The organism is Micromonospora sp. CA-240977, from assembly GCF_050942285.1.
Classification (GTDB): domain Bacteria; phylum Actinomycetota; class Actinomycetes; order Mycobacteriales; family Micromonosporaceae; genus Micromonospora.
On record NZ_CP192055.1, the window covers coordinates 7,401,874 to 7,427,080 of the forward strand.

General features: G+C 72.0%; 25 protein-coding genes. 13 read left to right on the top strand and 12 right to left on the bottom strand.

What is annotated here, in order from left to right:
• Positions 1-37 precede the first annotated feature (37 nt).
• From ACQPWW_RS33740 to ACQPWW_RS33760, 5 genes are all read right to left on the bottom strand, one after another.
• A complete protein-coding gene (locus tag ACQPWW_RS33740) occupies positions 38-1,504 on the bottom strand; it encodes a histidine kinase dimerization/phospho-acceptor domain-containing protein (protein ID WP_433127829.1) in 1,467 nt (488 codons plus the stop codon).
• Positions 1,497-2,189, bottom strand: coding sequence for a response regulator transcription factor (locus tag ACQPWW_RS33745; RefSeq protein ID WP_433127830.1), 693 nt, complete (start codon positions 2,187-2,189; stop codon positions 1,497-1,499). Before ACQPWW_RS33745 ends, ACQPWW_RS33740 begins: the two co-directional genes overlap by 8 nt.
• 89 nt (positions 2,190-2,278) lie before the next feature.
• Positions 2,279-2,785, bottom strand: a complete 507-nt coding sequence (locus ACQPWW_RS33750) for a hypothetical protein (protein ID WP_433127831.1) — start codon at positions 2,783-2,785, stop codon at positions 2,279-2,281.
• 111 nt (positions 2,786-2,896) lie between these two features.
• On the bottom strand, positions 2,897-3,910 hold the full coding sequence (locus tag ACQPWW_RS33755) for a phosphotransferase (protein WP_433127832.1): 1,014 nt from the start codon (positions 3,908-3,910) through the stop codon (positions 2,897-2,899).
• 57 nt (positions 3,911-3,967) lie between these two features.
• Positions 3,968-5,143 (bottom strand): thiolase family protein, encoded by a 1,176-nt coding sequence (locus tag ACQPWW_RS33760; protein ID WP_433127833.1) that lies wholly within the window; start codon positions 5,141-5,143, stop codon positions 3,968-3,970.
• A 117-nt stretch (positions 5,144-5,260) separates the two neighbouring features.
• On the opposite strand from ACQPWW_RS33760, the gene ACQPWW_RS33765 reads away from it, so the two are divergent.
• Positions 5,261-5,695 carry a PH domain-containing protein gene (locus ACQPWW_RS33765; RefSeq protein ID WP_433127834.1) on the top strand — a complete coding sequence of 145 codons (435 nt, stop codon included), beginning with the start codon at positions 5,261-5,263 and terminating at the stop codon, positions 5,693-5,695.
• Position 5,696: 1 nt separating this feature from the next.
• Here ACQPWW_RS33765 and ACQPWW_RS33770 read toward each other — a convergent pair whose 3' ends face one another.
• Both ACQPWW_RS33770 and ACQPWW_RS33775 read right to left on the bottom strand, forming a co-directional pair.
• Positions 5,697-6,614 (bottom strand): rhomboid family intramembrane serine protease, encoded by a 918-nt coding sequence (locus tag ACQPWW_RS33770; protein ID WP_433127835.1) that lies wholly within the window; start codon positions 6,612-6,614, stop codon positions 5,697-5,699.
• 97 nt (positions 6,615-6,711) lie between these two features.
• Positions 6,712-7,242 carry a peptidylprolyl isomerase gene (locus ACQPWW_RS33775; protein ID WP_203119037.1) on the bottom strand — a complete coding sequence of 177 codons (531 nt, stop codon included), beginning with the start codon at positions 7,240-7,242 and terminating at the stop codon, positions 6,712-6,714.
• 84 nt (positions 7,243-7,326) lie between these two features.
• Here ACQPWW_RS33775 and ACQPWW_RS33780 point away from each other — a divergent pair, with 84 nt between their 5' ends.
• Positions 7,327-8,103, top strand: a complete 777-nt coding sequence (locus ACQPWW_RS33780) for a hypothetical protein (RefSeq protein WP_433127836.1) — start codon at positions 7,327-7,329, stop codon at positions 8,101-8,103.
• Between the two features lie 215 nt (positions 8,104-8,318).
• Here ACQPWW_RS33780 and corA read toward each other — a convergent pair whose 3' ends face one another.
• The 4 genes from corA to ACQPWW_RS33800 form a co-directional block, all read right to left on the bottom strand.
• Complete coding sequence (gene corA / locus ACQPWW_RS33785; protein ID WP_433127837.1) at positions 8,319-9,467, bottom strand: magnesium/cobalt transporter CorA; 1,149 nt, start codon at positions 9,465-9,467, stop codon at positions 8,319-8,321.
• Between the two features lie 322 nt (positions 9,468-9,789).
• The gene (locus tag ACQPWW_RS33790; protein ID WP_433127838.1) at positions 9,790-10,884 is read right to left on the bottom strand and encodes a PLP-dependent aminotransferase family protein; all 1,095 of its coding nucleotides are present in this window, start codon (positions 10,882-10,884) and stop codon (positions 9,790-9,792) included.
• A gap of 106 nt (positions 10,885-10,990) precedes the next feature.
• Entirely contained in the window at positions 10,991-11,449 is a 459-nt protein-coding gene (locus ACQPWW_RS33795) for an ester cyclase (protein ID WP_433127839.1), read from the bottom strand.
• An 84-nt stretch (positions 11,450-11,533) separates the two neighbouring features.
• Positions 11,534-11,926: a CBS domain-containing protein gene (locus ACQPWW_RS33800; RefSeq protein WP_433127840.1), complete on the bottom strand. Its 393-nt coding sequence runs from the start codon at positions 11,924-11,926 to the stop codon at positions 11,534-11,536.
• 113 nt (positions 11,927-12,039) lie between these two features.
• On the opposite strand from ACQPWW_RS33800, the gene ACQPWW_RS33805 reads away from it, so the two are divergent.
• From ACQPWW_RS33805 to ACQPWW_RS33825, 5 genes are all read left to right on the top strand, one after another.
• Complete coding sequence (locus ACQPWW_RS33805; protein ID WP_433127841.1) at positions 12,040-12,489, top strand: NUDIX hydrolase; 450 nt, start codon at positions 12,040-12,042, stop codon at positions 12,487-12,489.
• Positions 12,486-13,253, top strand: a complete 768-nt coding sequence (locus ACQPWW_RS33810) for a hypothetical protein (RefSeq protein WP_433127842.1) — start codon at positions 12,486-12,488, stop codon at positions 13,251-13,253. The genes ACQPWW_RS33805 and ACQPWW_RS33810 overlap by 4 nt, the downstream gene beginning before the upstream one ends.
• 79 nt (positions 13,254-13,332) lie before the next feature.
• Complete coding sequence (locus ACQPWW_RS33815; protein WP_433134742.1) at positions 13,333-14,064, top strand: sugar phosphate nucleotidyltransferase; 732 nt, start codon at positions 13,333-13,335, stop codon at positions 14,062-14,064.
• Positions 14,052-15,119, top strand: coding sequence for an iron-containing alcohol dehydrogenase family protein (locus tag ACQPWW_RS33820; RefSeq protein WP_433127843.1), 1,068 nt, complete (start codon positions 14,052-14,054; stop codon positions 15,117-15,119). Before ACQPWW_RS33815 ends, ACQPWW_RS33820 begins: the two co-directional genes overlap by 13 nt.
• Positions 15,094-15,816, top strand: coding sequence for a CDP-alcohol phosphatidyltransferase family protein (locus tag ACQPWW_RS33825; protein ID WP_433127844.1), 723 nt, complete (start codon positions 15,094-15,096; stop codon positions 15,814-15,816). The genes ACQPWW_RS33820 and ACQPWW_RS33825 overlap by 26 nt, the downstream gene beginning before the upstream one ends.
• Positions 15,817-16,000: 184 nt before the next feature.
• Here ACQPWW_RS33825 and ACQPWW_RS33830 read toward each other — a convergent pair whose 3' ends face one another.
• Positions 16,001-17,266: a glycosyltransferase family 4 protein gene (locus tag ACQPWW_RS33830; protein WP_433127845.1), complete on the bottom strand. Its 1,266-nt coding sequence runs from the start codon at positions 17,264-17,266 to the stop codon at positions 16,001-16,003.
• A 24-nt stretch (positions 17,267-17,290) separates the two neighbouring features.
• On the opposite strand from ACQPWW_RS33830, the gene ACQPWW_RS33835 reads away from it, so the two are divergent.
• The 6 genes from ACQPWW_RS33835 to ACQPWW_RS33860 all read left to right on the top strand — a co-directional run bounded on the left by ACQPWW_RS33835 (position 17,291) and on the right by ACQPWW_RS33860 (position 25,003).
• Positions 17,291-18,151: an Fpg/Nei family DNA glycosylase gene (locus ACQPWW_RS33835; RefSeq protein WP_433127846.1), complete on the top strand. Its 861-nt coding sequence runs from the start codon at positions 17,291-17,293 to the stop codon at positions 18,149-18,151.
• Positions 18,152-18,415: 264 nt separating this feature from the next.
• Entirely contained in the window at positions 18,416-19,987 is a 1,572-nt protein-coding gene (locus ACQPWW_RS33840; RefSeq protein WP_357808995.1) for a sugar transferase, read from the top strand.
• 39 nt (positions 19,988-20,026) lie between these two features.
• Positions 20,027-21,253 carry a sensor histidine kinase gene (locus tag ACQPWW_RS33845; protein WP_433127847.1) on the top strand — a complete coding sequence of 409 codons (1,227 nt, stop codon included), beginning with the start codon at positions 20,027-20,029 and terminating at the stop codon, positions 21,251-21,253.
• A complete protein-coding gene (locus ACQPWW_RS33850; RefSeq protein ID WP_433127848.1) occupies positions 21,250-22,011 on the top strand; it encodes a LytR/AlgR family response regulator transcription factor in 762 nt (253 codons plus the stop codon). Before ACQPWW_RS33845 ends, ACQPWW_RS33850 begins: the two co-directional genes overlap by 4 nt.
• Positions 22,012-22,113: 102 nt before the next feature.
• Positions 22,114-22,764: a DUF5701 family protein gene (locus ACQPWW_RS33855; RefSeq protein WP_433127849.1), complete on the top strand. Its 651-nt coding sequence runs from the start codon at positions 22,114-22,116 to the stop codon at positions 22,762-22,764.
• Positions 22,765-22,930: 166 nt separating this feature from the next.
• Positions 22,931-25,003: a carboxypeptidase regulatory-like domain-containing protein gene (locus ACQPWW_RS33860; RefSeq protein WP_433127850.1), complete on the top strand. Its 2,073-nt coding sequence runs from the start codon at positions 22,931-22,933 to the stop codon at positions 25,001-25,003.
• The last annotated feature ends 204 nt before the right edge of the window (positions 25,004-25,207 follow it).

Genomic DNA, 25,207 nt, shown 5'->3' on the forward strand with positions numbered 1-25,207 from the left:
GGAGTCCTCAGCATTCCCGCCGAGCACGAGCGGAGCGTCAGGCCGATGTTCGAGCCAGGTAAGGATCCCCGGGCAGCCGGACCGTGAAGGCGGCGCCGCCCTCCGGCGCGTGCCCCGCGGTGATCTCCCCGCCCAGTCGACGGACCAGACCGGCGGCCAGCGCCAACCCCAGCCCACTGCCCACCTTGCGCACTCCCCGGTACCGCTCGTGCAGCGCACCGCGTTCGAACGCCACCGCCAGGTCGTCGTCCGTGAAGCCGGGTCCGCCGTCGCGGACCTCCAACTCACCGCCGGCGGCCGGGTCCGCGCCGGCCGGCCGGACCGCGAGCACCACCGGCGACCCAGGGGGTACGACCCGCAGCGCGTTCTCCAGCAACCCGTCAAGCACCTGCCGGATCCGCCCCGGATCGGTGTACGCGGGCACCGGCCGACCGGGCGTCTCCAGCCGGAACGGCACGCCCACCGCCGCGCAGCGACCGGCCCAGGTCGGCTCCGCGTCCACTGCCAACCCGGTCAGATCCACCGGCACCGGTTCGAGCGGGAAGTCGGCGGCCTCCAACCGGGCCAGCGCCAGCAGGTCCCCGATCAGCCGGTCCAGGTGTTGGGCCTCGGTCAGCATGGTCCGACCGGTGTCGACTGTGTCGTCCGCGCCGAGCACCCCGTCCGCGAGCGCCTCGGCGTACCCCCGGATCGCGGTCAGCGGGGTGCGCAGCTCGTGCGAGACGGACAGCAGGAACTCCCGCTGCCGCCCCTCGCTGGTGGCCAGCGCGCCGGCCAGCCCGTTCAACGCCTCGGCCAGGTCGGCGACCTCGTCCGGTGACTCGACAGGTATCCGGACGGCGCGGTCGCCGGCGCGTAGCCGGGCGGCGGCGGTCGCCGCGACGCGGATCGGCCGGGCCAGCCGGCGGGCCAGCAGCAGGCCGGCCACCACACCGGCGGCCAACCCGGCCAGCAGCGGCACCCAGAGACCGAGCAGCACCCGGGCCCAGAGCCCGTTCGACGCGCTACGGGAGAGCACCACCCCGTTGCCGTCGGGTAGCGCGCGGCCCTCGATCAGGGCACGCTCGCCGTTGACCACGCGCCGCACCGACACGTTGCGGCCCTGCTCGATCCGCTGCACCACCCGAGAGGGCAGCCCCGGCCGGTCGACCGCCCCGCGCCGGATCAGGTACGCGTCGATGCCCTGGTTGCGCAACTGCTGGATGAGCCGCTCCTCGTCGGCGGTGCGGCCCCGGTCCAGGCGGGTCCGCAGCACCTCGGCGGCGAGCCGGGCCTGCGCGGCGAGCGCGTCCTGATCGCGTCGCTCCGCGCCACGGATCGCCAACGGCACCGCGACGATAGCGGTGACCAGCACCGACACCAGCGCGACAGCGCAGGTGACAAGCACCGCGCGGGCGGTCAGGGTGCGGCCGAACCGGCCTCGTCGAGGTGCGGCGGGCGGGCCGGCGCCGATCACCGGCAGGGTCATGGTCGGCGACTCGACGGGCCCGGGGTGGTCAGGCATCGACCGCGTACCCGACGCCACGGTGGGTCCGGATGACACTCGCCGGGCCGAGCTTCGCCCGCACCTGGGCGACGTGCACGTCGACGGTGCGGGTGCCGGCGTGCGCCGCGTAACCCCAGACCCCGGCCAGCAGCTCCTCCCGAGTGAAGACCCGGCCGGGCCGGGCCATCAGGTGGGCCAACAGGTCGAACTCGGTGGAGGTGAGCTGCACCGGTGCGCCGGCGACGGTGACAGTGCGGCGGCCCGGGTCGAGCGTCACCGGGCCGACGACGCGCGGCCGGTCCGCCCCCGCCGGGCCGCCGGCGGCCCGGCGCAGCACCGCGCGCACCCGGGCGACCAACTCCCGGGGGCTGAACGGCTTGGTGACGTAGTCGTCGGCGCCCAGTTCCAGGCCGACGATCCGATCCACCTCGTCGTCCCGGGCGGTGAGGAAGATGACAGGGGTCCAGTCGCCGGCCTCGCGAAGCCGGCGACAGATCTCGGTGCCGGGAAGGCCCGGCAGCGCGATGTCCAGGACGCAGGCCACCGGGCGTAACCGGCGAGCCGCGTGCAGCCCGGCCTCGCCGTCGCGTTCCAGGTGGACGCCGAACCCGTCCCGGGCGAGGTAGAGCCGGACGAGGTCGGCGATGGCCGGCTCGTCCTCGACCACGAGGACGAGCCCGCGGTGCGGCGGTTCGACGGTCACCGGCCCATGATTGCCGACGGCGAACGCTCGGGGCGATCGGCGTGTGTTCGAGTTCGGTAAAGGTGCGGTAAGCCCGGTCGGGTGTCAGCTCACCGGGACGGGGCGTACACCCCGGGTCGCGCGACGGATGGCGTGTCGCCGATGCTGGCGACGACCCGCGCGCCGGGCGGCCGCAGGCGGGTCCGGAACGCCTGGTTGAGCAGCGCGTCGAGCTGCCAGACCTGCTTCGGGTGGCTGGTGCGGATGAGGAACCGCTCGCGGATCCCGTCGATCGCGGTGGCCGCCATCTCGACCGAGTGCAGTCGGGGGTCCGGGCTCCAGGTGACGTTGCTCAGCTCGCGTAACTCGGTGTTGAGGTGCAGACGCAGCCGGTGGAGCAGTCGGGTCTGCTGGGTCACCACGAGCCGACGATGGGTGAGCAGGAGTAGGTAGTCGCCGGTGACCGGGCGGTCGGGGCGGCTGCAACGGGTGACCAGGATGGTGGCGTCACCGGAGCCGACACAGCGCCGGAAGACCGGCATGTGCCGGCTCACGGTCTGCACGGCCAGGCCAGCCTCGGCGGCGGCCGGGAGGAACGTTCGGGAGAAGACGTCCATGACCTGCCCAACGACGCCCCCGGCGGGGTGACGTGGGTCACGACGTTTTTTTGGAAGTTCCACGCGGCAGGTCGCACTGCCTGTCCGATTTCCGACGTGGACGGATCATGGTCAGGAGTCGGTAGTGAGCGGACTGGCAGCGAACAGTTCCGCCAGCCAGCCGGGAACGGCGTCGGCGTACTCGGCCCGCGACTCCTCGGCGGTGTCCAGGGCCCGACGCCAGGAGAGCGACCGGCTCACCGCCCCCAGGTCGATCGCGAGGTCGGCGGCCTCGACGAGGGTCCGCCGGTCGTACCTGTCGGTCCACGCCTCCAGGTACGCGTCGCGCAACCGGGCCAACCGGACGTCGTCGGCCGCCAGCTCCGTGGCGTACCGGATCGAACGCAGGGTCACCAGCAACGTGCCGAACGGGTGCGCCACCGAAGCGTCGCCCCAGTCGAAGAAGCGGTAGCCGTCGGCAGCCGCGAAGACGTTGCCGTCGTGCAGGTCGTCGTGTTGCACAGTGGCCGGGATGCCGATGTCGGCGAGCCGCCGGCACCGCTCGGCGTACGACGGCAGCTCCGCCCGCAGCCGCTCGTGCAGCTCCGGGCTGAGCCCGCCCTCCGCGCCGATCAGCAGCGACTCGCGATCGTCGAGCAGCTCGGCGAGCAGCCCGGCCAGCACCTCGGGGCGGTGGTCCGGCACGCCCAGAGTGACCAGCTCGTCGGCGCGCGGCGCGGTGGCCCGTTGGAGCGCCGCGTACCCGGGCAGCGCCCGCTCCCAGTGGGCCAGGTCGGGGTCGCGCGCCAGCACGTCGCGCAACGACTCGCCGCCGTCGGGCAGCAGCGACCAGCCCTGCGCCGGGTCCACCGCGATCGGGGTCAGCACCCGTTCCGGCGTCAGCCGGGCGAGCGTCGCGACAAGCACCGCCTCGTGCACGGTGCCCGGGTTGTTGGCCTTGAACCAGACCGGGCCGTCGTCGGTCGGCACCCGCCAGACCAACGACCACGGACGCACCCGCGGCTCCACCGCCCCGGTCACCCGGCGGCCGGCCCGGCTCAACTGCGCGTCGACCCAGGACCGGGCCCGCGCCTGCCACCGCTCGCTGGACCAGTCGGGGACGCGCTCACCCGCGATCGTCGTCACGCTGGGCACCCTAGGCGGCACTCCCCGGGCCGGGCGAGGCGTTTTCCGCCCGCACCGTCAGACCAGCTCGACGATCGTCGCGTTGGCCATGCCGCCGCCCTCGCACATGGTCTGCAGTCCGTACCGGATCCCGTTGTCCCGCATGTGCTGGAGCATGGTGGTCATGATCCGGGCACCGGAACCGCCGAGCGGGTGACCGATGGCGATCGCCCCACCGCGCGGGTTGAGCCGCTCCGGGTCCGCCTCGGTCTCGGCCAGCCACGCCAGCGGCACCGAGGCGAACGCCTCGTTCACCTCGTACACCCCGATCTCCTCGATGCCCAGCCCCGCGCGGCGCAGCGCCTTCGCGGTGGCCGGGATGGGCGCGGTGAGCATGGTGACCGGGTCGGCGGCGGCGACGACCGCGGTGTGGATCCGGGCGAGTGGCCGCAGGCCGTGCCGGCTGGCCCACTCCGAGGTGGTCACCGCGAGGGCCGCGGCGCCGTCGGAGATCTGGGACGCGGACCCGGCGGTCACCACACCGTCGGCGCGGAACGGGGTGGCCAGCGCGCCGAGCTTGTCGAGGGACGTGTCGCGGCGGATGCCCTCGTCGGCGAGGAACTTGCCGCCATCGGCGAGCGGCACCGGCGTCATCTCCGGGTCGAACGCGCCGGCATCCTGTGCGGCGGCCGCCTTCTCGTGGCTGGCCAGCGAATACTCGTCGAGCTGCGGACGCGAGAGCCGCCACCGCTGGGCGATCAGCTCGGCGCCGACACCCTGGTTGAACGGCAGGTGCGCGTCGTCGGCGAAGCCGTCGACGCCCCGGTAGCGGGCGCGCACCTGGTCGGTGAACGGCGTGCCGCCGGAGGCGCTGGCGGTGCCCAACGGCACCTGGGTCATCGACTCCACGCCACCGGCGACCACCAGGTCGGCCTGGCCGGAGAGCACCGTCGCGGCGGCGAAGTGCAGTGCCTGCTGGCTGGAGCCGCACTGCCGGTCCAGGCTCGTCCCGGGCACCGTCTCGGGCCAGCCGGCGGCGAGCACCGCGATGCGGGCGACGTTCCAGGACTGCTCGGCGACCTGGGACACACAGCCCCAGAAGACGTCGTCGACCTGGACCGGGTCGATGCCGGTGCGCTCGGCGAGGGCGCGCAGCACGTGCGCCGAGAGATCGACGGGGTGGACGCTGGCGAGGCTGCCCCTGCGCCGCCCGACCGGGGTGCGTACCGCGCCGACGATGACCGCGTCACTCATGTTTACTCCCCGGTAACGTGGGCTGGCCCCGATCCTACGTCGTCCCGGGACCGGTCAGCCGACCAGCCGTCGAGATGCCGCACCCCGGCACCCGGCCGTCGCTGGCATGCTGGGCGGGTGGACGACAATCCCCCGGTGCGACAGTGGCGGGTGCCGGCGACCCTGCCCGCGGTGAAGCTGGTCGGCGCGGCACTGCTTGTCGCGCTCGGGCTGCTCTTCGCCGACGGCGACCCGGTCCGGCTGGTGGTGGCCGTCCTGGCCGCCGCCATGTTGTCCGGCTGGGCGGTACGCGATCTGGTCGCGCCGGTCCGGTTGGCGGTGGATTCGGCGGGGCTCACCGTGATCCACGGGTTCGCGGGCCGCCGGTCGCTGCCCTGGTCGACGGTCGAGGCGATCGCCGTGGACCGTCGCGCACGGATGGGGCTGACAAGCGAGACGCTGGAGATCGACGCGGGCGACTCGCTGCACCTCTTCGGCCGGTACGACCTGGGAGCTACACCGGAGGAGGTGGCCGCCGAGCTGCGTGCCGCCCGCCGGGACCCGACCGGATGAGTCAGCCGAGCAGGTAGGCGGTGCGGCCGAGGACCAGGCCCAGCAGGACCAGCAGGAGGATCGCCCCGCCGACCACCTGCACCAACGTGCGTCGACCACGTGGCGCGTACGCGAGCACCAACGCCATCAACGCGCCGACCACCAGCCCACCCAGGTGCCCGGCGACGGAGATGTTCGGCACGGTGAAGGTGAAGACCAGGTTGATGACGAGGATCGGCACGATCGACGAGGTGTCGTGGCCGAGGCGTCGCATGATCACGAAGATCGCGGCGAAGAGCCCGAACGTGGCCGTCGACGCGCCGACGGTCGGCGTCTGGTTGGGTGCGGTGAAGAGGAAGACCGCGACGTTGCCGCCGAGACCCGCGATCAGGTAGAGGGCGAGGAAGCGCACCCGACCGAGCACCGCCTCCAACTCCCGACCGAGCACCCACAGTGCCCACGAGTTGAGCAGCAGATGGATCACGCCGTAGTGCAGGAACATGGCGGTGACCAGGCGGTACCACTCACCGGCGGCGACCCCGTGCACCGGACCGAACGGGACGTACGAGGCGTAGCCGAGCACCCCGCCCCACAGCGTGAGCGGCGTCTCGCCGCCGACCAGCCCGCCGAAGCCGCTGCCGCCCGCTATCGAGTCCCCACCGCCGTCGGAGATGACGGAGAGCACCATGAACAGCACGTTCGCGGCGATCAGCGCCTTCGTGACATAGCCGTGCCGGCCGGCCGTACCGCCACCGAAGGCGGTACGCGCCGGCCGGACACTGCGACGCCCCTCGTTGACGCACTCCGGGCACTGGTGCCCGACGGACGCCTCCCGCATGCAGTCCGGGCAGATCGGCCGGTCGCAGCGGGTGCACCGGACGTAGGTCTCCCGGCCGGGGTGCCGGTAGCAGACCGGGGTGGTCGGCGGAGACTCGCTCACCGGGCCACCCCTCCGTCCACCGCGCGAACCACCGACGCCGGCCGGTGCGGTGCTCCGGAGCGCTCAATCATGCGAGCAAAGGTACCTCGCCGGTCGGTCAGGAAGCAGACCGCTCGATCTCGACCCGCTCGATGACGACGTCCTGGAGCGGACGGTCGCTCGGACCGGTCGGGGTGCTCGCGATCGAATCGACGACCTTCACCGACTGCTCGTCGGCGACCTGCCCGAAAATGGTGTGCCGGTTGTTCAGGTGCGGCGTCGGCGACACGGTGATGAAGAACTGCGAACCGTTGGTGCCCGGTCCGGCGTTCGCCATCGCCAGCAGGTAGGGACGGTCGAAGCGGAGCTCCGGGTGGAACTCGTCGGCGAACTTGTAGCCCGGTCCGCCCCGACCGGTGCCGGTCGGGTCGCCCATCTGGACCATGAATCCGCTGATCACCCGGTGCGAGATGGTGCCGTCGTAGTACGGCCCACTGCCCGGCTGACCGGTGCGCGGGTCGGTGTACTCACGGTTGCCCTCGGCCAGGTCGACGAAGTTGCGGACGGTCTTCGGCGCGTGGTTGGGGAAGAGCTCCAGCCGGATCGGGCCAGCGTTGGTGTGCAGGGTGGCGTAGACAGCCTCGGCCACGGGTACTCCTCACTCGTTGGTCAGTTCCATGCGGATCCTCCCATGTGCCCGATCTGGCATCGCGGAGGCATCCGAAGGTGGAGGATGACGAAGGAACAACTCCCAGGAGGTAGGACCGTGTTTGGATTCGGGCGGCGTAAGTCCCAGGGACAGCTGGCCAAGGCCGAGCTGAACCAGAGCATCAGCCACCTGATGCAGGCAGCCAACCACGCCGCGAAGGGTGCTGGCGCGACCGTCGGTCCGCGGGTCCAGGTGGCCCGGGGCTACGTCGGGCCGGCGGCGGCGAGGGTTCGCGACCAGGCGTCGACCGGCTGGGGGACGACACTCACCACGCTGGCACCGCTGGCCGCGGCGGCCCGTGACGGCGCCGCGCAGGCAGGGCCGCTGACCAGGAAGGCCAAGTCGAAGACCATGCGGATCACCGGTAAGAAGAAGCAGCCGCGCCGGCGCGGCTCGATGATGACCGGCCTGCTGGCCGCGGGTGTCGTCGCCGGCCTGGCCGGCGCCGTGGCGATGCGCCGCCGCCGGGAGCAGCAGGAGTGGGCCGAGTACGACCCGACCCGCAACCTAGAGCCGATGCGTGACGAGGTCGACTCGATCGAGGTGCGCACGCCGTCCGCCCCGAAGGGGACCGACGGGGCGGCCATGACCGGCGCGGCGGGCATGACCGGCGCCGGCAGCTCGGCGGTGGCCGGCGGCTCCAGCGCGAGCACCGCCAGCCCGGCCAAGCAGACAAGCACCCGTCCGACGGACAAGGTCCCGTCGGTCGCCGAGGGCGCCACGGACGTCTCCGGTCGGCCGACCGACGACCTCACCAAGGCGCTGGGCAAGGACACCGCCCGCACCAACGGCCGTCGCTGACCCGACGACAGCGCATCGAGCGCCGGCGACGCGGGACCACCCCGCGCGCCGGCGCTCCCACGTCAAGCGGGGCTTTCGCAAGATCCACTCGGCTTCAAGGAGATCGGGGTGTCCGGGGCTGTGGGATGGCCCGACTTCACGGAAGCCGAGTGGATCACAGCGCCGGTCCGGCCGCGGAGCGGTCCCGGAGCGGTCCGGGAGCTGTCGCCGCGCGGTCAGAGCCAGCCGTTGCGGCGGAACCAGCGGTAGAGGGCCAGCGAGACGCCGAGCATGAGGGCCAGGGCGACCGGATAGCCGTACGTCATCTTCAGCTCGGGCATGTTGTCGAAGTTCATGCCCTCGACGCCGGCGATGGAGGTCCAGACCGCGGCGATCGCCGCCCAGGCGGCGATCTTGCGCATGTCGTTGTTCTGGTCGACCGTGACCTGGGCCAGCCGCGCCTGGAGGATCGAGTTCAGCAGGTCGTCGTAGGAGTTCACCTGCTCCACGGTGCGGCTCAGGTGGTCCTGCACGTCCCGGAAGTACTTGCGGATCTCCTTGGGCACGTCCCGGTTGACCTGGGAGGTCAGCGTCATCAGTGGCCGCTGCAACGGCACCACCGCCCGCTTGAACTCCACAAGCTCCCGCTTCATCTGATAGATCCGCTGGATCCGCCCGTGGCCCTGCCGGTCGAAGACCTCCGCCTCCAGCACGTCGAGGTCGTCCTCGATCTGCTCGGCCACCTCCAGGTAGAGGTCGACCACCCGGTCGGTCACCCCGTACGCCACCGCCCACGGGCCCTGCAGCAACAGATCCTGCTTGGTCTCCAGGTCGGCACGGATCGGGGCCAGCCGGCACGCATCGCCGTGTCGGACGCTGATCACGAAGTTCGGGCCGATGAAGAGCATCACCTGCCCGGTCTCCACGACCTCGGAGTTCTCGGTCAGCTCGGCGTGCTCGCAGTACCGCGCGGTACGCAGCACCAGGAAGACGACGTCGCCGAACCGCTCCAGCTTCGGGCGCTGCTCGGCCTTGACCGCGTCCTCGACGGCCAGCTCGTGCAGACCGTAGGTCTCCGCGATGGCGGTCATCTCGGTCAACTCGGGCTGGTGCAGGCCGATCCACACGAAGCCGTGTTCCTCGCGGCGGGCCGCGGTCAGCGCGTCGGCGTACGTCCAGTCGCCGGGTTGCCGCTTGCCGTCGATGTAAAGGGCGCAGTCGACAACGGCGCTGCGGCCGGTGCCGGTGGGCGTCGGCACGGGCGGGGAGCCGTCGGCGTTGAGGATCCGGGTCATCGCCCGGACCGGGGAGGGCCACGCTCGGGGCCGCAGTACCCGACCGGTGGTCGGCGGTGCCGTCCGGTCCCGCTCTGTCCGATCCGTCATCGCGTCACCTCCCACGCTCGGCTGCGGCTTGCAGGCTACGCCGACCGCGGTCCCGGACACCTGTGACGGCGGTCGCGTGGGGGCGGCGCCGGGCGGGCCGGGCCGCATCGGGGGGTGTGCGGGGACGACACGGCCCACCCGGCGCCTGTGGGGGCGGGAGGTTGTGCTGTCGCGGCACCCAGGTCGCGGCCGGCCCGGAGGCCGTGGTGACCTCCGCAACAGCTGGTGGGTGACGCTCGCAGCATTGTGGGCCGCCGACCGCCCCGGGCGGGAGCCCCGAGACGGCCGGCGTCGTCGTTCTGTCGGGAACCCGACAGTCAATTCAGCTACGGACCGCCTCGACGGCCTCGGCGAGCCGCCGAACGCCCTCGTCGATCTTGTCGGCGGTCACCGCCGAGAAGGCCAACCGGAGGGCGTGCCGCCCACCGTCCAGCACGAAGTCGCTGCCCTTGACCACGGCGACCCCACGCTCGGCCGCCGCCGGGGCGAGCCGATCGACGAGCACGTCCTCCGGGAACTCGACCCAGAGGAAGTAGCCGCCGTCCGGTTCCACGAAGCGCGCCTGCGGCAGGTGCCGGCGCAGCGACTCGGCGAGCACCCGGGACCGCTCGCCCAACGCCGCCCGAACCGTCTCGATCGAGCGGTCGATGTCACCGGAGACGCAGAACTCGTGCACGATCGCCTGGGACACCATGCCCGGCGAGATGTAGAGGCTCGTCGCGTTCTTGGCGATGTCGGCGATCAGGTCCGCCGGACCGACCAGGTAACCGACCCGCACACCCGGGCAGACCGTCTTGGTGAAGCTCGACGCGTGCACCACCACGTTGCGGGTGTCCAGCGAGAGCATCGACGGCAACGCCTCGCCACGGAACCGGATGTCCGCGTACGGGTCGTCCTCGAAGATCGTGAACTCGTACTCGGCGGCCAGGTCGAGCAACTCCCGACGCTTCTCCAGCGAGAGGGTCATGCCGGCCGGGTTCTGGTAGTTCGGAATGACGTGCGCGAGCCGGGGCCGGACCCCGGACTCCAGCAGCTTGCGCAGCTCGGCGGTGTCGAGCCCATCCGGCTGGACGGAGATGCCGTGCAGCTCACTGCCCATCTTCTGAAGGTTGAGCAGCGTCCGGTCGTACGTCGGGCGTTCCACCACCACCGCGTCGCCGGGGCGGACCAGGTGGTCGAAGAGGAACGCGTCGGCCTGGAGCGACCCGTTTGTGACAAGCACCTGGTCGGCCTGGACGCCGTGCTTGTCGGCGATCCACTTCCGCAGCGGAAGGTAACCGACGGAGGTGCCGTACGCCGTGACCCCCGCGGGGTCGGCGTCGAAGGCGCGGACGGCGGCGGCCTTGAGCCCCTCGACATCGACGATGTCCAGCGAGGGAGCCCCACGGGCAAAGGAGATCAACTGCTCGGCGGTCATGGATGTTGAGCGTACGGGCGGCGGCGGGGGACGCGCGGACGGCACGGCGATGTCCGCATCCTGAGCCACCGGGACGGGTGACCCGACTCCACCGGTCGGCGTCAGATCAGACCGGAAGTGCGAGCGCGTCGTGGTGCGCCACCCGGGAAAGCCCGTCAAACTGCACGCCGAGCGCGTCGAGGAGCTGGCTCCAGTCGAAGTAGGAACGCCAGGCGGTGATCCGACCCTGACGAGCCCGGACCACGTCGGCCACCTCCCAGCTCACCTGTCGACCGGTGGGCGCGACGGTGCCGTACGGCGAGTGCAGCGTGCCGGTGTGGGTGCCGCTCAGGCGCAGCTCGACGGCCGCCCCGCCGCCCGTACGGACCGCGCCGAGCGGGTCCACCCGCAGGTCCGGGAAGGCGCCGGTCCAGGTGCGCAGCAGCGCGGGCAGCTCGATCGGGCGGACCGTCACACCCGGCATGGCGTAGAACGCCTCCGGGGCGTAGAGATCCGGTAGACGGGCCACATCCCGACGCAGGAGCATGGCGTACTGCTGCTCGACCAGGCGCTCCGCGTCACGCATCGGGCCCTCCCTCGCGAGCCACGGCATCTCCGCGCCCGCAGGGAATCCTTACCCGTCGATCCGGCCTGGCACACCTGGCGCGGCTCAGGTCGTGGCGGTCACCTGGCTCTCCGCCCAGACCCGCATGATGTCCCGGACGGAAATCACCCCGGCCACCTCGCGACCGTCCAACACCACAAGGTGCCGGAATCCACCACGGGCCATGGCCGCGGCCGCCTCGGCCACCGTCCACTCCGGCCCCGCGTAGACCACGTCCCAGGTCAGATGGGCCCCGGTGCGTTCCACGTCGCAGTCCAGGCCGGCGCCGATCGCCTTCAACACGTCGCGTTCGGTCATGATCCCGACCCCCTCGGAATCCGGGTCGATCACGACGGCCGACCCGACACCACGGGCCGACATCATCCGGGCCGCCTGACGGAGCGTGTGCTCCGGACCGACGACGAGAACCTGGCTGGACATGGCATCCCGTACCTGCATCACCCATCACTCCTTTGGGACGGTGGCCTTCGGTACGGACATGGTCGTCCGTGGATGTTTCCGGGACAAGACCGAACATCGCCGTACCAGCGGACGCTCGCTACTGTCGGACCGTGTCCACCGAGCCCCTGCGCTGCGCCGGCGCGCTGATCGTCGACCACGACGGCCGCATCTTCTTCCAGCGCCGCTCACCGCACCGACGCCTCTTCCCCGACTGCTGGGACATCGTCGGCGGCCACCTCGAGCCGGGCGAGGAGATCGACGAGGCGCTCCGCCGGGAGATCACCGAGGAGACCGGCTGGTTCCTCTCGCACGTCCTCGGCCCGGTCGGCGAGTACCGCTACGTGGGCGACGACGGCCTGGCCCGCGTCGAGTACGACTTCCTGGTCCGGGTCGACGGTGACCTGGACCGCCCGGCGCTGGAGGCCGGCAAGCACACCGAGTTCCGCTGGCTGGCCGAGCACGAGGTGACAGTGCTTGACGAACACCGCGACGTCAACGACGGGCTGATCCGGCGGATCGCGGAGGAGGGCTTCGCGCTCCTGCGGTCGATCGGTCTGTGAACACCGTCGAACTGGCGCCGCACCGCGTCGCCGGGCTGCTCGCCCCGGCCGTGGACCGGGTCTTCCGCGCCGGCATGCTGGCCGGCCGCGACGGTGGGGGCGCCGAGCTGAGCCAGCGGTACGGCGGGCCGACCGCCAACGGCTTCCTGGTGGACCTGCGCACCCGCCTGGCCGCGCCGGGCGGCACTGTCGACGGCCCGGGATTCGCGGCGATCACCAGGTACTGGGATCCGGTCGTCAGCCGCCGGAGCGTCGACAAACAGGTGGCGCACGGGATGCTCCACCGCCGCCCGGACGGCGCGCTCTGCGCCACCGAGCGGGGCACGGCCTTCCTCACCGAGCTGTACCAGGTGCACGCGGAGGTCACCGAGGAACTGTGGGCCGGGCACGACGAGCGGGTGTCCCGGCTGGTCGCGGTGCTCGGCCGGCTGCTGTCGTACGCCCTGGTGCTGGCCGACGAGGAGGGCGACCGGGGCGGCTCGGCCTTCACCGCGATGGCGCCTCCCCACGAGCCGGACGGCACCCCGTCGGGCGTGCTGCTGCTCAACCGGCTCGGCACGCTGCGCTACCACCGCGCCGACGCGCACGCCGACGCCTGGGCGGCGGCCGGGCACACCGCGTCCAGCATCGCCGCCCTGCCGGCCGGGCCCGAGCGGCTCGCCATCGAGCTGGAGACCGACCGACGGGCCGCCGGCCCGTACTCCGTGCTCAGCGCGGACGAGCGGCTGACCATGCTCGCCGACCTGGCCGCACTGCCCGGCTGACCCGGTTGGCCGGAGCGGCGGGGCCGGCCGGGGCTATCCTCCAGCGGTGACGGGGACCAGGACGAGGGAGGATGTCGCGATGATCGGAATGGTGCTCGCGGCCGGAGCAGGACGCCGGCTGCGCCCGTACACCGACACCCTGCCCAAGGCGTTGGTGCCGGTGGACGGCGACACCACGATCCTGGACATCGCGCTGGGCAACCTCGCCGAGGTCGGGCTCACCGACATCGTGATCGTGGTCGGCTACGCGGCGGACGCGGTCCGCGAGCGGCAGGCCGACCTGGAGAAGCGGTACGGGGTCACGCTCACCCTGGTGCACAACGACAAGGCCGAGGAGTGGAACAACGCCTACTCGCTCTGGCTGGCCCGGGAGTACTTCGCCCGTGGGGTGCTGCTTGTCAACGGCGACACCGTGCACCCGGTGAGCATCGAGAAGACGCTCCTCGCCGAGCGCGGGCCGGGCATCCTGCTCGCCGTGGACACGCTGAAGCCGCTGGCCGAGGAGGAGATGAAGACCACCTTCGACGCCGCCGGCCAGCTCACCCGGATCACCAAGATCATGGATCCGGGCGAGGCGTACGGGGAGTACATCGGCGCGACGCTGATCGAGCCGCAGGTGGCCGACGCCCTCGCCGACGCGCTGGAGGCGACCTGGCGACGGGACCCGAACCTCTACTACGAGGACGGCTACCAGGAGTTCTCCGACCGCGGCGGGGAGGTACGGGCGGCACCGATCGGTGACGTCCCGTGGGTCGAGGTCGACAACCACGCCGACCTGGCCCGCGCACGGGAGATCGCGTGCCGCTACTAGCTCGGAGCGTCCTCACCCCGCTGCACATCGATGTGCGACGTGGGGCGGTGGCCGACCTGGGCGCGATCCTGGCCGACGGGCGGATCTCCGCCGGCGGTGACGTCGCGGTGGTGGTCGGCCCAGGTCAGGGCGCCCAGATCGCGGAGCTGATCCGACCGTCCCTGCGGACGGCCGACGTGTTCACCGTCTCCGGGGGCACGCTGGACGCCGCCGACGACCTCGGTGGCAAACTGCGCGCCCGGTCGTACGACGCGGTCGTCGGGATCGGTGGCGGCAAGACCATCGACGTGGCCAAGTACGCGGCGACCCGCCGGGGGCTCCCGATGGTGTCGGTGGCGACCAGCCTCGCCAACGACGGAATCGCCTCCCCGGTGGCCAGCCTCATCACCGACGGGATCAAGGGCTCCTACGGGGTGCACATCCCGATCGCGGTGATCGTCGACCTGGACTTCGTGGACAGCGGCCCGGACCGGCACAACCGGGCCGGCATCGGCGACGTGATCAGCAACATCAGCGCGCTGGCCGACTGGGAGCTGGCCCGCCGGGTACGCGTCGAACCGTTCGACGGGCTCGCCGCCTCGCTGTCCCGGGCGGGCGCCGAAGCGGTGCTCAACCACCCGGGCGACATGGCCGACGACGCCTTCGTCACAGTGCTGGCCGAAGCGTTGATCTCCAGCGGCCTGGCCATGGCCATCGAGGGCACCAGCCGCCCGTGCAGTGGCGGCTGTCACGAGATCATGCACGCCGTCGACGCGCTCTTCCCCGGCACCGCCTCGCACGGCGAGTTGGCCGGGCTGGGTGCGCTGTTCTGCACCTGGCTGCGCGGGGACCTGCGTCGCTTCGGGGAGATGTCGGCCTGCCTGGCCCGGCACGGTCTGCCCCGACTTCCCGCCGAGGTGGCGCTCACCGACGACCAGTTCGTGGAGGCGGTGCAGTTCGCCCCGCGTACCCGACCGGACCGGTACACCATCCTCGAACACCTGGCGCTGTCTCCTACCGAGACGCGGGAGCGGCTGGCAGACTACGCCGGTGCAATCCGCGACCAGCTTGGCTGACCCCCGTCCCACCGTCGCCGACTTCCACCGGGTAAACCGGGGCGGCGGCCTGTTCAGCGAGTCGATCAGCCAGTGGCTGGGCGCCGTCTTCGCGGTTGTCGCCCAGCGCCTCGGCCTGCGTCCCACGGCGCTGACCATGACCAACCTGGTGCTCGGGTTGGCCACCTCGGTCACCGTGGTGGCGCTCGCCGGCCCGGTGGCCGCCGGCGACGTACCGGCCTGGGTGGTCGGCCTGCTCGCCCTGGTCGGCTGGCAGGTGGCGTACTCCCTGGACTGCGCCGACGGGCAGCTCGCCCGGGTGACCGGGCAGGGCAGTGCGGCCGGGGCCCGGGTCGACGTGCTCTGCGACGTGGCGGCGCAGATCGCCCTTGTCGCCGCGCTGGCCGCCACCGCCGTGGCGCAGCAGCCGTCCACCCCGACCTGGCTGGTGGCGACGTTCGCGGGGACCTGGATGGTCAACCTGGTGACCTCGGTGATGCAGGCCGGCCCGAACGCCGCCAGCATGGTCACCTCGACCTCGCTGCCGGTGCGCCTCGTGAAGCTGGTCCGCGACTACGGCGCAGTGGTCTTCGTGGCCGCCCTGGTGCTCGCCGTGGCTCCCGCGCTGGTCCTCTGGGTGATTGTCGCGTTCACCATCGTCAACGGCGGCTTCCTGCTCGCGAGCATCGCCTTCTCCGCCCGCGCCTCCCTCCGCTGACCCCACCCGCCCGCGCCCCCGGGTGCCCGCCCGCCCCCAAGATCGCACTCGATCCAGGATGAAGTGGCTTCAAAGCGGCCGGATGCCACTACATCCTGGATCGAGCGCGATCATGACGCGCGGCCGCGCGGCGCACGGCGCGCGGGGCACAGCGCGCGGGCGCGAGCGGGGGCGACGCGCGGGGTTAGACGTGGTTAGGGGTTCGGGCCAGGCCGGCGTAGATGTCGATGAGCTGCTTGGTGACCACGTCGGGGTGGAAGGTGCGCTCATAGCGGGCGCGGGCGGCCGGAGCCAGTCCGGCCGCGCCGGCTCGGGCGACAGGTAGGGCGGCGGCCAGCGCGTCCACCTCCGGCGCGACCACCCAGCCGGCCTCGCCCGTCCCGATGCCGGCGGGCATGGGAGATCCACCGCCGACGACGGCGGAGGCGACAGCGGCCGGGCCGGTGCCGGCGGGCTCGTGGGGGGCGTCGGCGCCGACCAGGTACGGGATGCCGCCCAACGCCGTGCCGAGCACCGGTCGGCCACTCGCCAACGCCTCGATGATCACGGTCGGCAGCACGTCGTGCCACATCGAGGCGGCGATCACCACGGCGCTCGCCTCGACCGCCGCCCGCACCCCGGCCCGGTCGAGCTGACCGAGGTAGACCACGTCGGGTCGCTCGGCGGCGACGGCCTCCACCAGCGGGCGCAGCTCACCGTCGCCCGCCACGCGGAGCGTGCCGAGGGCACCCACCGGATGGCGCCGCCAGGCGTTCAACAGCAGGTCGACGCCCTTCTCCGGGGAGAGTCGGGCCAGGTAGACGAACCCGTCGCCGATCGGCGTCGGCCGACCCGGGTCGGGGACGGAGTTCGGCTTCACCACGATCCGTTCGTCCGGAATGCCGTAGTCCCGGAGGTGGTCGGCGATGGCCGAGGTGAGCGCCACGAACCGATCCACCGACCGCCAGGTCCCCCGGTGCACGGCCAGGGTGGTCGCCATCAGCGCGCTCTGCGCCGCCGAGTCGCGGTAGCAGCGATGCTTGATCGCCGGCACCCCCAGCGCCCGGCCCTTGCAGTCCTGGCAGATCACGCCGTCCCGGAAGTAGATCCCCGACGAGCAGACCTGCCGGTAGTTGTGCACCGTCTGCACCACCGGCACGCCGTGGCGGTGCGCCGTCCGCACCACCCAGGGCGACAGCAGGGGGTACGGGTTGTGCAGGTGCAGAACGTCCGGCCGGTGCTCGGTGAGCAGCCGGCTCAGGTCGTGCTGGGCGCGCGGAGCCCAGATCGGCGAGATCGGCAGCAGCGCCTTCGCCACCTTCGACATCGACGGGATCTCGTCGGAACTCCGGATGAAGGGCAGCACCTCGACGCCAGCGGCGGTGAGCTGAGCGATCTCCGAGTCGACGATGGTGTTCTCGCCGGAGGGTTGGGCTTCCCGGTACCGGTTGTGCGCCACCACGATTCTCACGGGAAAGAAGGCTACCGTTGAGTCGTGCCCGAACTACCGGAGGTTGAGGCGCTCGCGGGTTATCTGCGACAGCGCGCGGTGGGCCGGCGCGTCGATCGACTGGAGATCGCCGCGATCAGCGCCCTGAAGACGTACGAACCGGCACCGACAGCGGTCGCCGGCCGGGCGGTTGTCGATGCCAGCCGGCACGGCAAGTTCCTCGACGTGCTCTTCGAGGGCGACCTGCACCTGGTGGTCCACCTGGCCCGGGCGGGCTGGCTGCACTACCGGGAGGCGTTCCCGGCCACCACCCCGCTGCGTCCCGGAAAGGGGCCGATCGCGCTGCGCGTCCGCCTGGACGACGGCTCCGGCTTCGACCTCACCGAGGCCGGCACCCAGAAGAAGCTGGCCGCGTACCTGGTCACCGACCTGGCGGCGGTGCCCGGGGTGGTCAAGCTGGGCCCGGACGCGCTGGCCGCCGACCTACCCACCTTCGCGGAGCGACTGCGCAGCCGGCGGGGGCAGGTCAAGGGGGTGCTGACCGACCAGTCGGTGTTGTCCGGGGTGGGCAACGCGTACTCCGACGAGATCCTGCACGCCGCGAAGCTGTCCCCGTTCGCGATCACCGATCGGCTCACCGACGCCCAGATCGCCACACTGCACGCGGCCACCCGGCAGGTCCTCGGCGACGCTGTCCAACGGTCCCTCGGCCAGCGGGCCGCGGAGCTGAAGGGCGAGAAGCGTTCCGGGCTGAAGGTGCACGCCCGCGCCGGGCTGCCCTGCCCGGTGTGCGGGGACACTGTGCGTGAGGTGTCGTTCGCCGATTCCAGCCTCCAGTACTGCCCCACCTGCCAGACCGGCGGGAAGCCGCTCGCTGACCGACGGTTGTCCCGTCTCGTACGGTGAGTAATTCCACTTCGAGACTACGCAGCGGAATCGCCCACGCTGAGCGGAAGCTCCGGTCCGCCGTTCTGGCCACGCGCGCATCCATCGGTATAGTGGCCCGGTCCCCGGCTTCTGAAATGGTGCGGAGCCGGCCAGATCGCACCGGCACCATCGCTCGCCAATCTCCTTCGGGGCGGCGACCGGTCGGAGCCCGCGTGGGAGACTGGGACGGTGGGCGACCCGGGTCCTCACGCCGAGTGAGCGGCCCGTGTCATGCGGGAGGACATGGGTGAGGTGACGGCAAGCCTCCAGCGCCCGGTAACCAACGAAGGCCGGAGCAGACTCGTGCGGCACGTCGACAGCTTCGAGATCCAGCCGCCGACGCCGCCGTCCCACAACGGCGTCCCCCGGTCGGCGTGGACCAGGTCGCGTCGCCGGGTCTCGCGCTGGCATCGCCCCTACATCGCCATCCTGCTGCTTCTCGACTTCGGCGCTGCGGCGTTCGCGAGCTGGATCGCGATCCAGTTGTTCGACCAGGCCGCCTCCGGGTTCTCCGGCACCCAGCAGGACCCGACCTGGTTCCACACCGTCTCCTACCTGCTGCTGCCGCTCGGCTGGGTGGTGATCCTCTGGAGCAATCGGGCCTACGACCGGCGCTACCTGGGGCTCGGCCCGGACGAGTTCAAGCGGGTGATCCGGGCCTCGGTGACGGTGGCCGCGAGTGTCTCGTTCCTCGCCTTCTCCACGGTGACCCAGCTCTCCCGGTTCACCGTGGGCACCGCGCTGGTCGGCGCGACGCTGCTGATCCTCTGGGGTCGCTTCGTGGCCCGCTGGGCGCTGCACTACATCCGGCGGCGGGCCGGCCAGGCCGCCCACCGGATGGTGCTGGTCGGCACCCTGCCCGAGTGCCTGGAGGTCTACGCGGCGGTCACCCGCAGCCCGGCCGCCGGGCTGATGCCCGTCGCCATCCACATCACCGACGGGTACGCGGCGGCCCGAGGCATGCCGACCCCCGTCCCGGTGTACGCCGGACGCGACGTTCTCGCCCTCGTCCGTGAGGTCGGCGGGGACACCATCGCCGTCTGCGGGTCGGCCAGCGCCGAGCCGGGTGAGCTGCGCCGGCTGGCCTGGCAGTTGGAGGGCTCCGGCGTCGACCTGGTGGTCGCCCCGCAGTTGACCGACATCGCCGGCCCCCGGGTGCACATCCGCCCGATCGAGGGTCTGCCGCTGCTGCACGTCGAGGAGCCGACCCTCTCCGGGCCGGCGCTGCTGGCCAAGAACCTGATGGACCGGGTCGCCGCCGGCCTCGGCCTGCTGCTGCTGGTCCCACTCTTCGCGGCCATCGCCGTGGCGATCCGGATCTCCGACCCCGGGCCGGTCTTCTTCCGCCAGCCCCGGGTGGGGCACGAGGGGCGCACGTTCCGGGTGTGGAAGTTCCGGACCATGTACGTCGACGCGGAGGACCGGCTGGCCAGCCTTGTCGACCGGAACGAGACCGACGGCATGCTGTTCAAGATGAAGCAGGATCCCCGGGTCTTCCCGGTGGGCCGCTTCCTGCGGGCCTCGTCGCTGGACGAGCTGCCGCAGCTGATCAACGTGCTCTGGGGCGAGATGTCGCTGGTCGGGCCACGCCCGCTGCCGGCCGACGACGGCGACTTCCTGGGTGACGTACGCCGGCGGCTGCTGGTCCGCCCCGGCATGACCGGCCTGTGGCAGGTCTCCGGCCGCTCCGACCTGTCCTGGGACGAGTCGGTCCGGCTGGACCTCTACTACGTCGACAACTGGTCGTTGGCGTACGACCTGAGCATCCTGTGGCGCACCGTCGGAGTGGTGCTCGCCCGCAAGGGCGCGTACTAGGGCCTTGGCGCACCGGCTCCCAGGGGCAAGGATCACTGCGTGGGCGCCAACCTCTCCGCCGTGGTCGGCGTCGTATCACTCGTCACCGCGTTGACCGCGGCCCTGCTGGCGGTGCTGCGGCTGCGGGCCCGCCGGGGCATCGCCACCGCCACCCAGCGGGCCACCTACGAGGTGCTGCACACCGCCGGCCTGGCCGCCGAGCCGCTGCGGGCGGGGCTGAGCGCGGCGGGCGCGGCGAAGGCCGTACGTCATCTCCGGGCCCTGGTGGGCGCGGTCGGGCTGGCCCTCACCGACGTCGACCGGCTGCTGGCCCTGGACGGGCGGGGCACGCACCACGGCGACCAACTGCTCGCGGCGGCCCGGCGGACGGTGGAGACCGGGCGGTCGACGGTGCTCGGCGAGCAGGAGCTGCACTGCGACCGGGTCGACTGCCCGATCCGGGGGGCGGTGGTAGCGCCGTTGCAGGGGGCGGACGGCCGGGTGGTCGGCGCGCTGGTGGCGATCGCCGACAGTCCGCCCGCCCCGGGGTTGGTGCAGGCCACCCTGGAGACCGCGCACTGGGCCGGCAACCAGCTCGCCCTGGCCGAGCTGGACTCGTCGCGGGAGCGGCTGGCCCGCGCCGAGATCCGCGCGTTGCGGGCGCAGATCAGCCCGCACTTCATCTACAACGCGCTGACCGCCATCGGCTCGTTCGTCCGCACCGACCCGGAGCGGGCCCGGGAGCTGATCCTGGAGTTCGCCGAGTTCACCAGGTACTCGTTCCGGGCGCACGGGGAGTTCACCACCCTCGCCGAGGAGCTGCGCTCGATCGACCGTTACCTGACGATCGAGCGGGCGCGGTTCGGCGACCGGTTGCAGGTGCGGTTGCAGATCGCCCCGGAGGTGCTGCCTGTGACGTTGCCGTTCCTCTGCCTTCAGCCGCTGGTGGAGAACGCCGTCCGCCACGGGTTGTCCCGCAAGCCGGGCACGGGCATGGTGAGCATCGAGGCCCGGGACGCGGGCGCCGAATGCCACATCACGGTGGAGGACGACGGAGTGGGGATGGACCCGACCACGCTGACCGCCGGCATCGCCGAGCTGGCCCGGGGCACCGGCGACCCGGGCGACGACCCGGGTCAGCACGTCGGCCTCTCCAACGTCGACGAGCGGCTGCGGTCGGTCTTCGGGGACCGGTTCGGCCTGGTGGTGGAGACGGGGCTGGGCTCGGGCACGAAGGTGAGCATGCGGGTGCCGAAGTTCCACCCCGGCGTACGGGCCGGGTCGTGAGCGGGTCCGGTTTTCTCCGGGTGCTGGCGGTTGACGACGAGCCGCCCGCGCTCGACGAGTTGGCGTACCACCTGCGGGCCGATCCGCGGGTGGCCCGGCTGCACACCGCCGGGGACGCGACGGAGGCGTTGCGGCTCCTGCGGGACGCTGACGTGGACGTGGTCTTCCTGGACATCCGGATGCCGGGCCTGGACGGGATGGAGTTGGCCCGGGTGCTGCGCCGGTTCGCCCGGCCACCGGCGATCGTCTTCGTCACCGCGTACGACGACGGCGCGGTGGACGCCTTCGACCTGGGCGCCACCGACTACGTCCGCAAGCCGGTGCGGGCCGACCGGTTGGCCGAGTCGCTGCGGCGGGTGATCGGGGCACGGGTGGTGCCGTCGCACCCGGCGGCGCTGGCCCGCGCCGAGGAGGACCCGACCATTCCCATCGAGTTGGCCGGCACGACCCGGATGCTGCCGCGCTCGGCGGTGCGGTGGGTGGAGGCGCAGGGCGACTACGCCCGGTTGCACACGGCGGACGGGTCGCACCTGGTGCGGGTCTCGCTGGCCACGCTGGCGGAGCGGTGGGCCGACGCCGGTTTCGTCAGGGTGCACCGGTCGTACCTGGTGCAGCTCAAGTTGATCGCGGAGCTGCGGCTTGTCAACTCCGGCTACGTCGTGGTCATCGACGCCACCGAACTGCCGGTGAGCCGGCGGCACACCCGGGAGTTGAAGGACAAGCTGGTCCGGGCGGCGAAGCAGGACTGGGGCCGCTGACCCGGCGCTCCTGCCGACAGCACGATCGCGCCAACGCGGTGGGAATAACCGCGCCTCCCCGTACGTCGTACGGTACGTTGTCAACCGACGAATGGAGCCGCCGTGTTCGACGCCGCCACCGAGTTCGACAGTCAACTCGACCGCCTGGTGCAGCTCGGCTACCCCGCGCTGGCGGGGCTGCCCGAGCCCGCCTTCCGCGACCTGGTCGCGCCGCTGCGGGCCAGGGCGATCGAGGGCGCTGCCGGCCTGCCCGCCCCCACCGACGCCCGGGTGCCGTTCCTGCTTGTCATCACCCGGGACCTGATCGGGGTGGTGGAGCGACTGGGGCTCACCACCCTGGCCGGCAAGCGCAAGCCCGGCGTCCTCGACCGCAACTACGCCGACGACGACCTGCCGCGCTTCGACCCGATCAAGGAGCTGGAGGTGCCGGCCGGGCCGGCGTACCTGCTCTTCGACGTCGACCGGGGCGAGGAGTTCCGCAATCTGGCCCCGGCCGCCGCCATGGAGGGGATCACCGCCCAGGGCCGGCTGCCGCTCACCATCGACGAGGGTCTCGCCTTCGTCACGCTGCACCCGGCCGCGCTGGCGAGCAACAGGTGCTTCTCGCTCGTCGGTTCCCGGTGCGGCGACAAGCGGGTGCCGGCGCTCTGGATCAGTCAGGGCGCACCGAAGCTGGGCTGGTGCTGGTACGGCAACCCGCACACCTGGCTCGGCTCGGCCTCGGCCCGGCCGGAGCGCGTCGGCCTGGAGTGACAGTCCGCTGAGGAGGGATGACCGGTCGTTCAGGTCCGCCCGACCGGCCCTGCCGACAGACATCGCCGGTGGCCTATCCTCCGTTAGCCGATTCGCGTACGGGGCGCAGGGTCGGTGTGGGCGAAGCCTGCTCAAGTCGCCCCACCACCCTCACAAAGGGACATCTATGCAGCTATCCACAGCCCGCCGCGCCCTGCTGGCCGGTGCCGTCGTGGCGGCACTCGTGCTGCCCGGCGCCAGCCCGGCCCAGGCCGCGGCCACCGGGGCGGTCAGCGGACGCCTGACCACCAGCACCGGCACCGCCGCCGCCGAGGTCCTGGTGCAGGTGTACGACTCCGACAGCTACTCGTACATCGACAACACCAGCACCGACGCCGACGGCAACTACACACTCGCCGGGCTGCCCACGGGCTCGTACCTGGTGGGCTACTTTCCGCTGGAGCAGCCTGGGCAGTACTACCACCAGCAGCCGACCATCTTCAGCGCCACCCCGGTGGACGTCACCGCTGGTGGCACCGCCCGGGCCGACGACCAACTCTTCGCTATCGGCACCGTCACCGGTCAGATCGTCAACGCCGCCGGTGAGCCGGTGCCGAACCTGCCCATCGACGCCCGCGAGGTCGAGACGGGCGCCGCGACCGGTGGCCTCACCGACGAGCAGGGTCGATTCACCTTCACCACCCAGCCGGGCCGCTACGTCCTGAGCCTCCAGCCGATCCCGGGCTCCGATCAGGTGCAGTACGTGCCCGGAAAGATCGATCAGGACAGCGCCAGCGTCTTCGAGGTGAAGGCGGACGAGACCACGGTGGTCAACGAGACCACGCTGTCGGCGGGCACCCTCAGCGGCCGGTTCACCACCGCCGCCGGTGCCCCGCTCGCCAACGCCCAGGTCAGCGTCAACCTCCCCACCGGCGGCAGCGGGGCATACACGGAGACCGACGCCAACGGCGAGTTCACCGCGCAACTACTGCCGGCCTCGTACGTCGTCGGCCTGTACGCCGGTGATCGCCAGCAGTACTACCGCGGCAAGTTGGCCTTCGAGGAAGCCGACCGAGTCGAGGTGCGCGGCGGGCAGCAGACGACGATCACAGACAGCCTGCTCGGCACCGGTTCGGTCACCGTGACGGCGGTCGACTCGGTCACCGGCGCGACCATCGCCAACTTCTGCGTCCAGTCGGTCTGCAGCAACGGCAGCAGCACGGTGACCGTCACCGACCTGCCGCAGGGCAGCCACACCCTCAACGTGGACGTGTCGGACGGGCTGCACTTCTCCCGCGAGGTGACCGGGGTCGACGTGCGGGCCGGCCGCGACAGGAAGCTGACCGTGAAGCTGCGGCCCGCCGCGGTCATCAGCACCACCATCGTGGACCGGCAGAGCGGCCTTCCCGTGGCGGACATCTGCCTGGACACGTTCCTGCCGAAGCAGGCGAAGCTCGGGGCCGGCTACGGCGACTGCAGCGACCGCGCCGGCAAGATCAAGACTGGCCCGCTCGTCGCCGGCAGCTACAAGCTCTTCGCGGTGCCGCGCAACGGAATCCACGGCCGCCAGTGGGTCGGCGTCAACGGCGGCACCGGCGACGAGCGGGAGGCAGCCGTCGTCACCGCGATCGCCGGCCAGGTCGTCACCGGACCGCAGATCAAACTGGACCGGGCCGGGTCGGTCACCGGCACGGTCACCGACCCGACGGGCAAGCCGGCGCCGGACGCCGGCGTGTCGGTGCTGACCGCCCACCCGGGGGTCGGAGCAGAGGACGCCACCACCAACGAGCACGGCGCCTACACCCTCACGGGGCTCGGCCCGTACGCCTGGCCCGTGGTGGTCAGCGGCTTCTCGTACGTCAGCGAGTGGTCCGGCGACAAGCCCAGCCGGTTCACCGCCACTCCGGTGACGGTCACCGCCGGAACGGCAGCCACCAACAACGTCCAGCTCGACCAGGGCGTCCAGTTGACAGGCACCTTCCGTACGCCCGACGGCACCCCCTTCACCAGCGGGTTCGTCATCGCCCGCAGCGTCGACACCGGCGACATCGCGGGCAACGCCTGGATGACCGACGGGCAGTTCAGCATCCGCCTCAAGGGTTCGCAGAAGATCTTCTTCACCTACAACGTCTCCCTCGGTGCGAAGCAGTTCGACGGTCGCTATCTGGTGACCCAGCCGGATGGCACCCGCAAGCTGGCGCGGTTCGCCGTCCCGGCCAGCGGCAGCATGTCAGTGGATCTGGTCGTTCCGACCAGCTGACGGTTCGACGCGGCGGGGCCGGTGGCACTACGCCACCGGCCCCGCCGCCGTTTCGGCTCGGAATCCTGCAACTCGGGCCAACCCCTCGGCCCGGAGAGCCCGACTTTCAGGAAGACGAGTGGATCAAGCCCGGGTGCCGACGTCGCACTCCTGGGGCGGAGAGGAAGAGCCGGACAGCTCAGCAGGTCGTCCACAACGGGCCTC

Excerpts from the sequence above, each read along its gene's own strand:
- ACQPWW_RS33750 (WP_433127831.1), bottom strand. The coding sequence starts at position 2,785 with ATGGACGTCTTCTCCCGAACGTTCCTCCCGGCCGCCGCCGAGGCTGGC.
- ACQPWW_RS33760 (WP_433127833.1), bottom strand. The coding sequence starts at position 5,143 with ATGAGTGACGCGGTCATCGTCGGCGCGGTACGCACCCCGGTCGGGCGG.
- ACQPWW_RS33860 (WP_433127850.1), top strand. The coding sequence starts at position 22,931 with ATGCAGCTATCCACAGCCCGCCGCGCCCTGCTGGCCGGTGCCGTCGTG.
- ACQPWW_RS33815 (WP_433134742.1), top strand. The coding sequence starts at position 13,333 with ATGATCGGAATGGTGCTCGCGGCCGGAGCAGGACGCCGGCTGCGCCCG.
- corA (WP_433127837.1), bottom strand. The coding sequence starts at position 9,467 with ATGACGGATCGGACAGAGCGGGACCGGACGGCACCGCCGACCACCGGT.
- ACQPWW_RS33795 (WP_433127839.1), bottom strand. The coding sequence starts at position 11,449 with ATGCGTGACGCGGAGCGCCTGGTCGAGCAGCAGTACGCCATGCTCCTG.
- ACQPWW_RS33790 (WP_433127838.1), bottom strand. The coding sequence starts at position 10,884 with ATGACCGCCGAGCAGTTGATCTCCTTTGCCCGTGGGGCTCCCTCGCTG.
- ACQPWW_RS33840 (WP_357808995.1), top strand. The coding sequence starts at position 18,416 with ATGGGTGAGGTGACGGCAAGCCTCCAGCGCCCGGTAACCAACGAAGGC.
- ACQPWW_RS33780 (WP_433127836.1), top strand. The coding sequence starts at position 7,327 with ATGACGAAGGAACAACTCCCAGGAGGTAGGACCGTGTTTGGATTCGGG.
- ACQPWW_RS33800 (WP_433127840.1), bottom strand. The coding sequence starts at position 11,926 with ATGCAGGTACGGGATGCCATGTCCAGCCAGGTTCTCGTCGTCGGTCCG.
- ACQPWW_RS33740 (WP_433127829.1), bottom strand. The coding sequence starts at position 1,504 with ATGCCTGACCACCCCGGGCCCGTCGAGTCGCCGACCATGACCCTGCCG.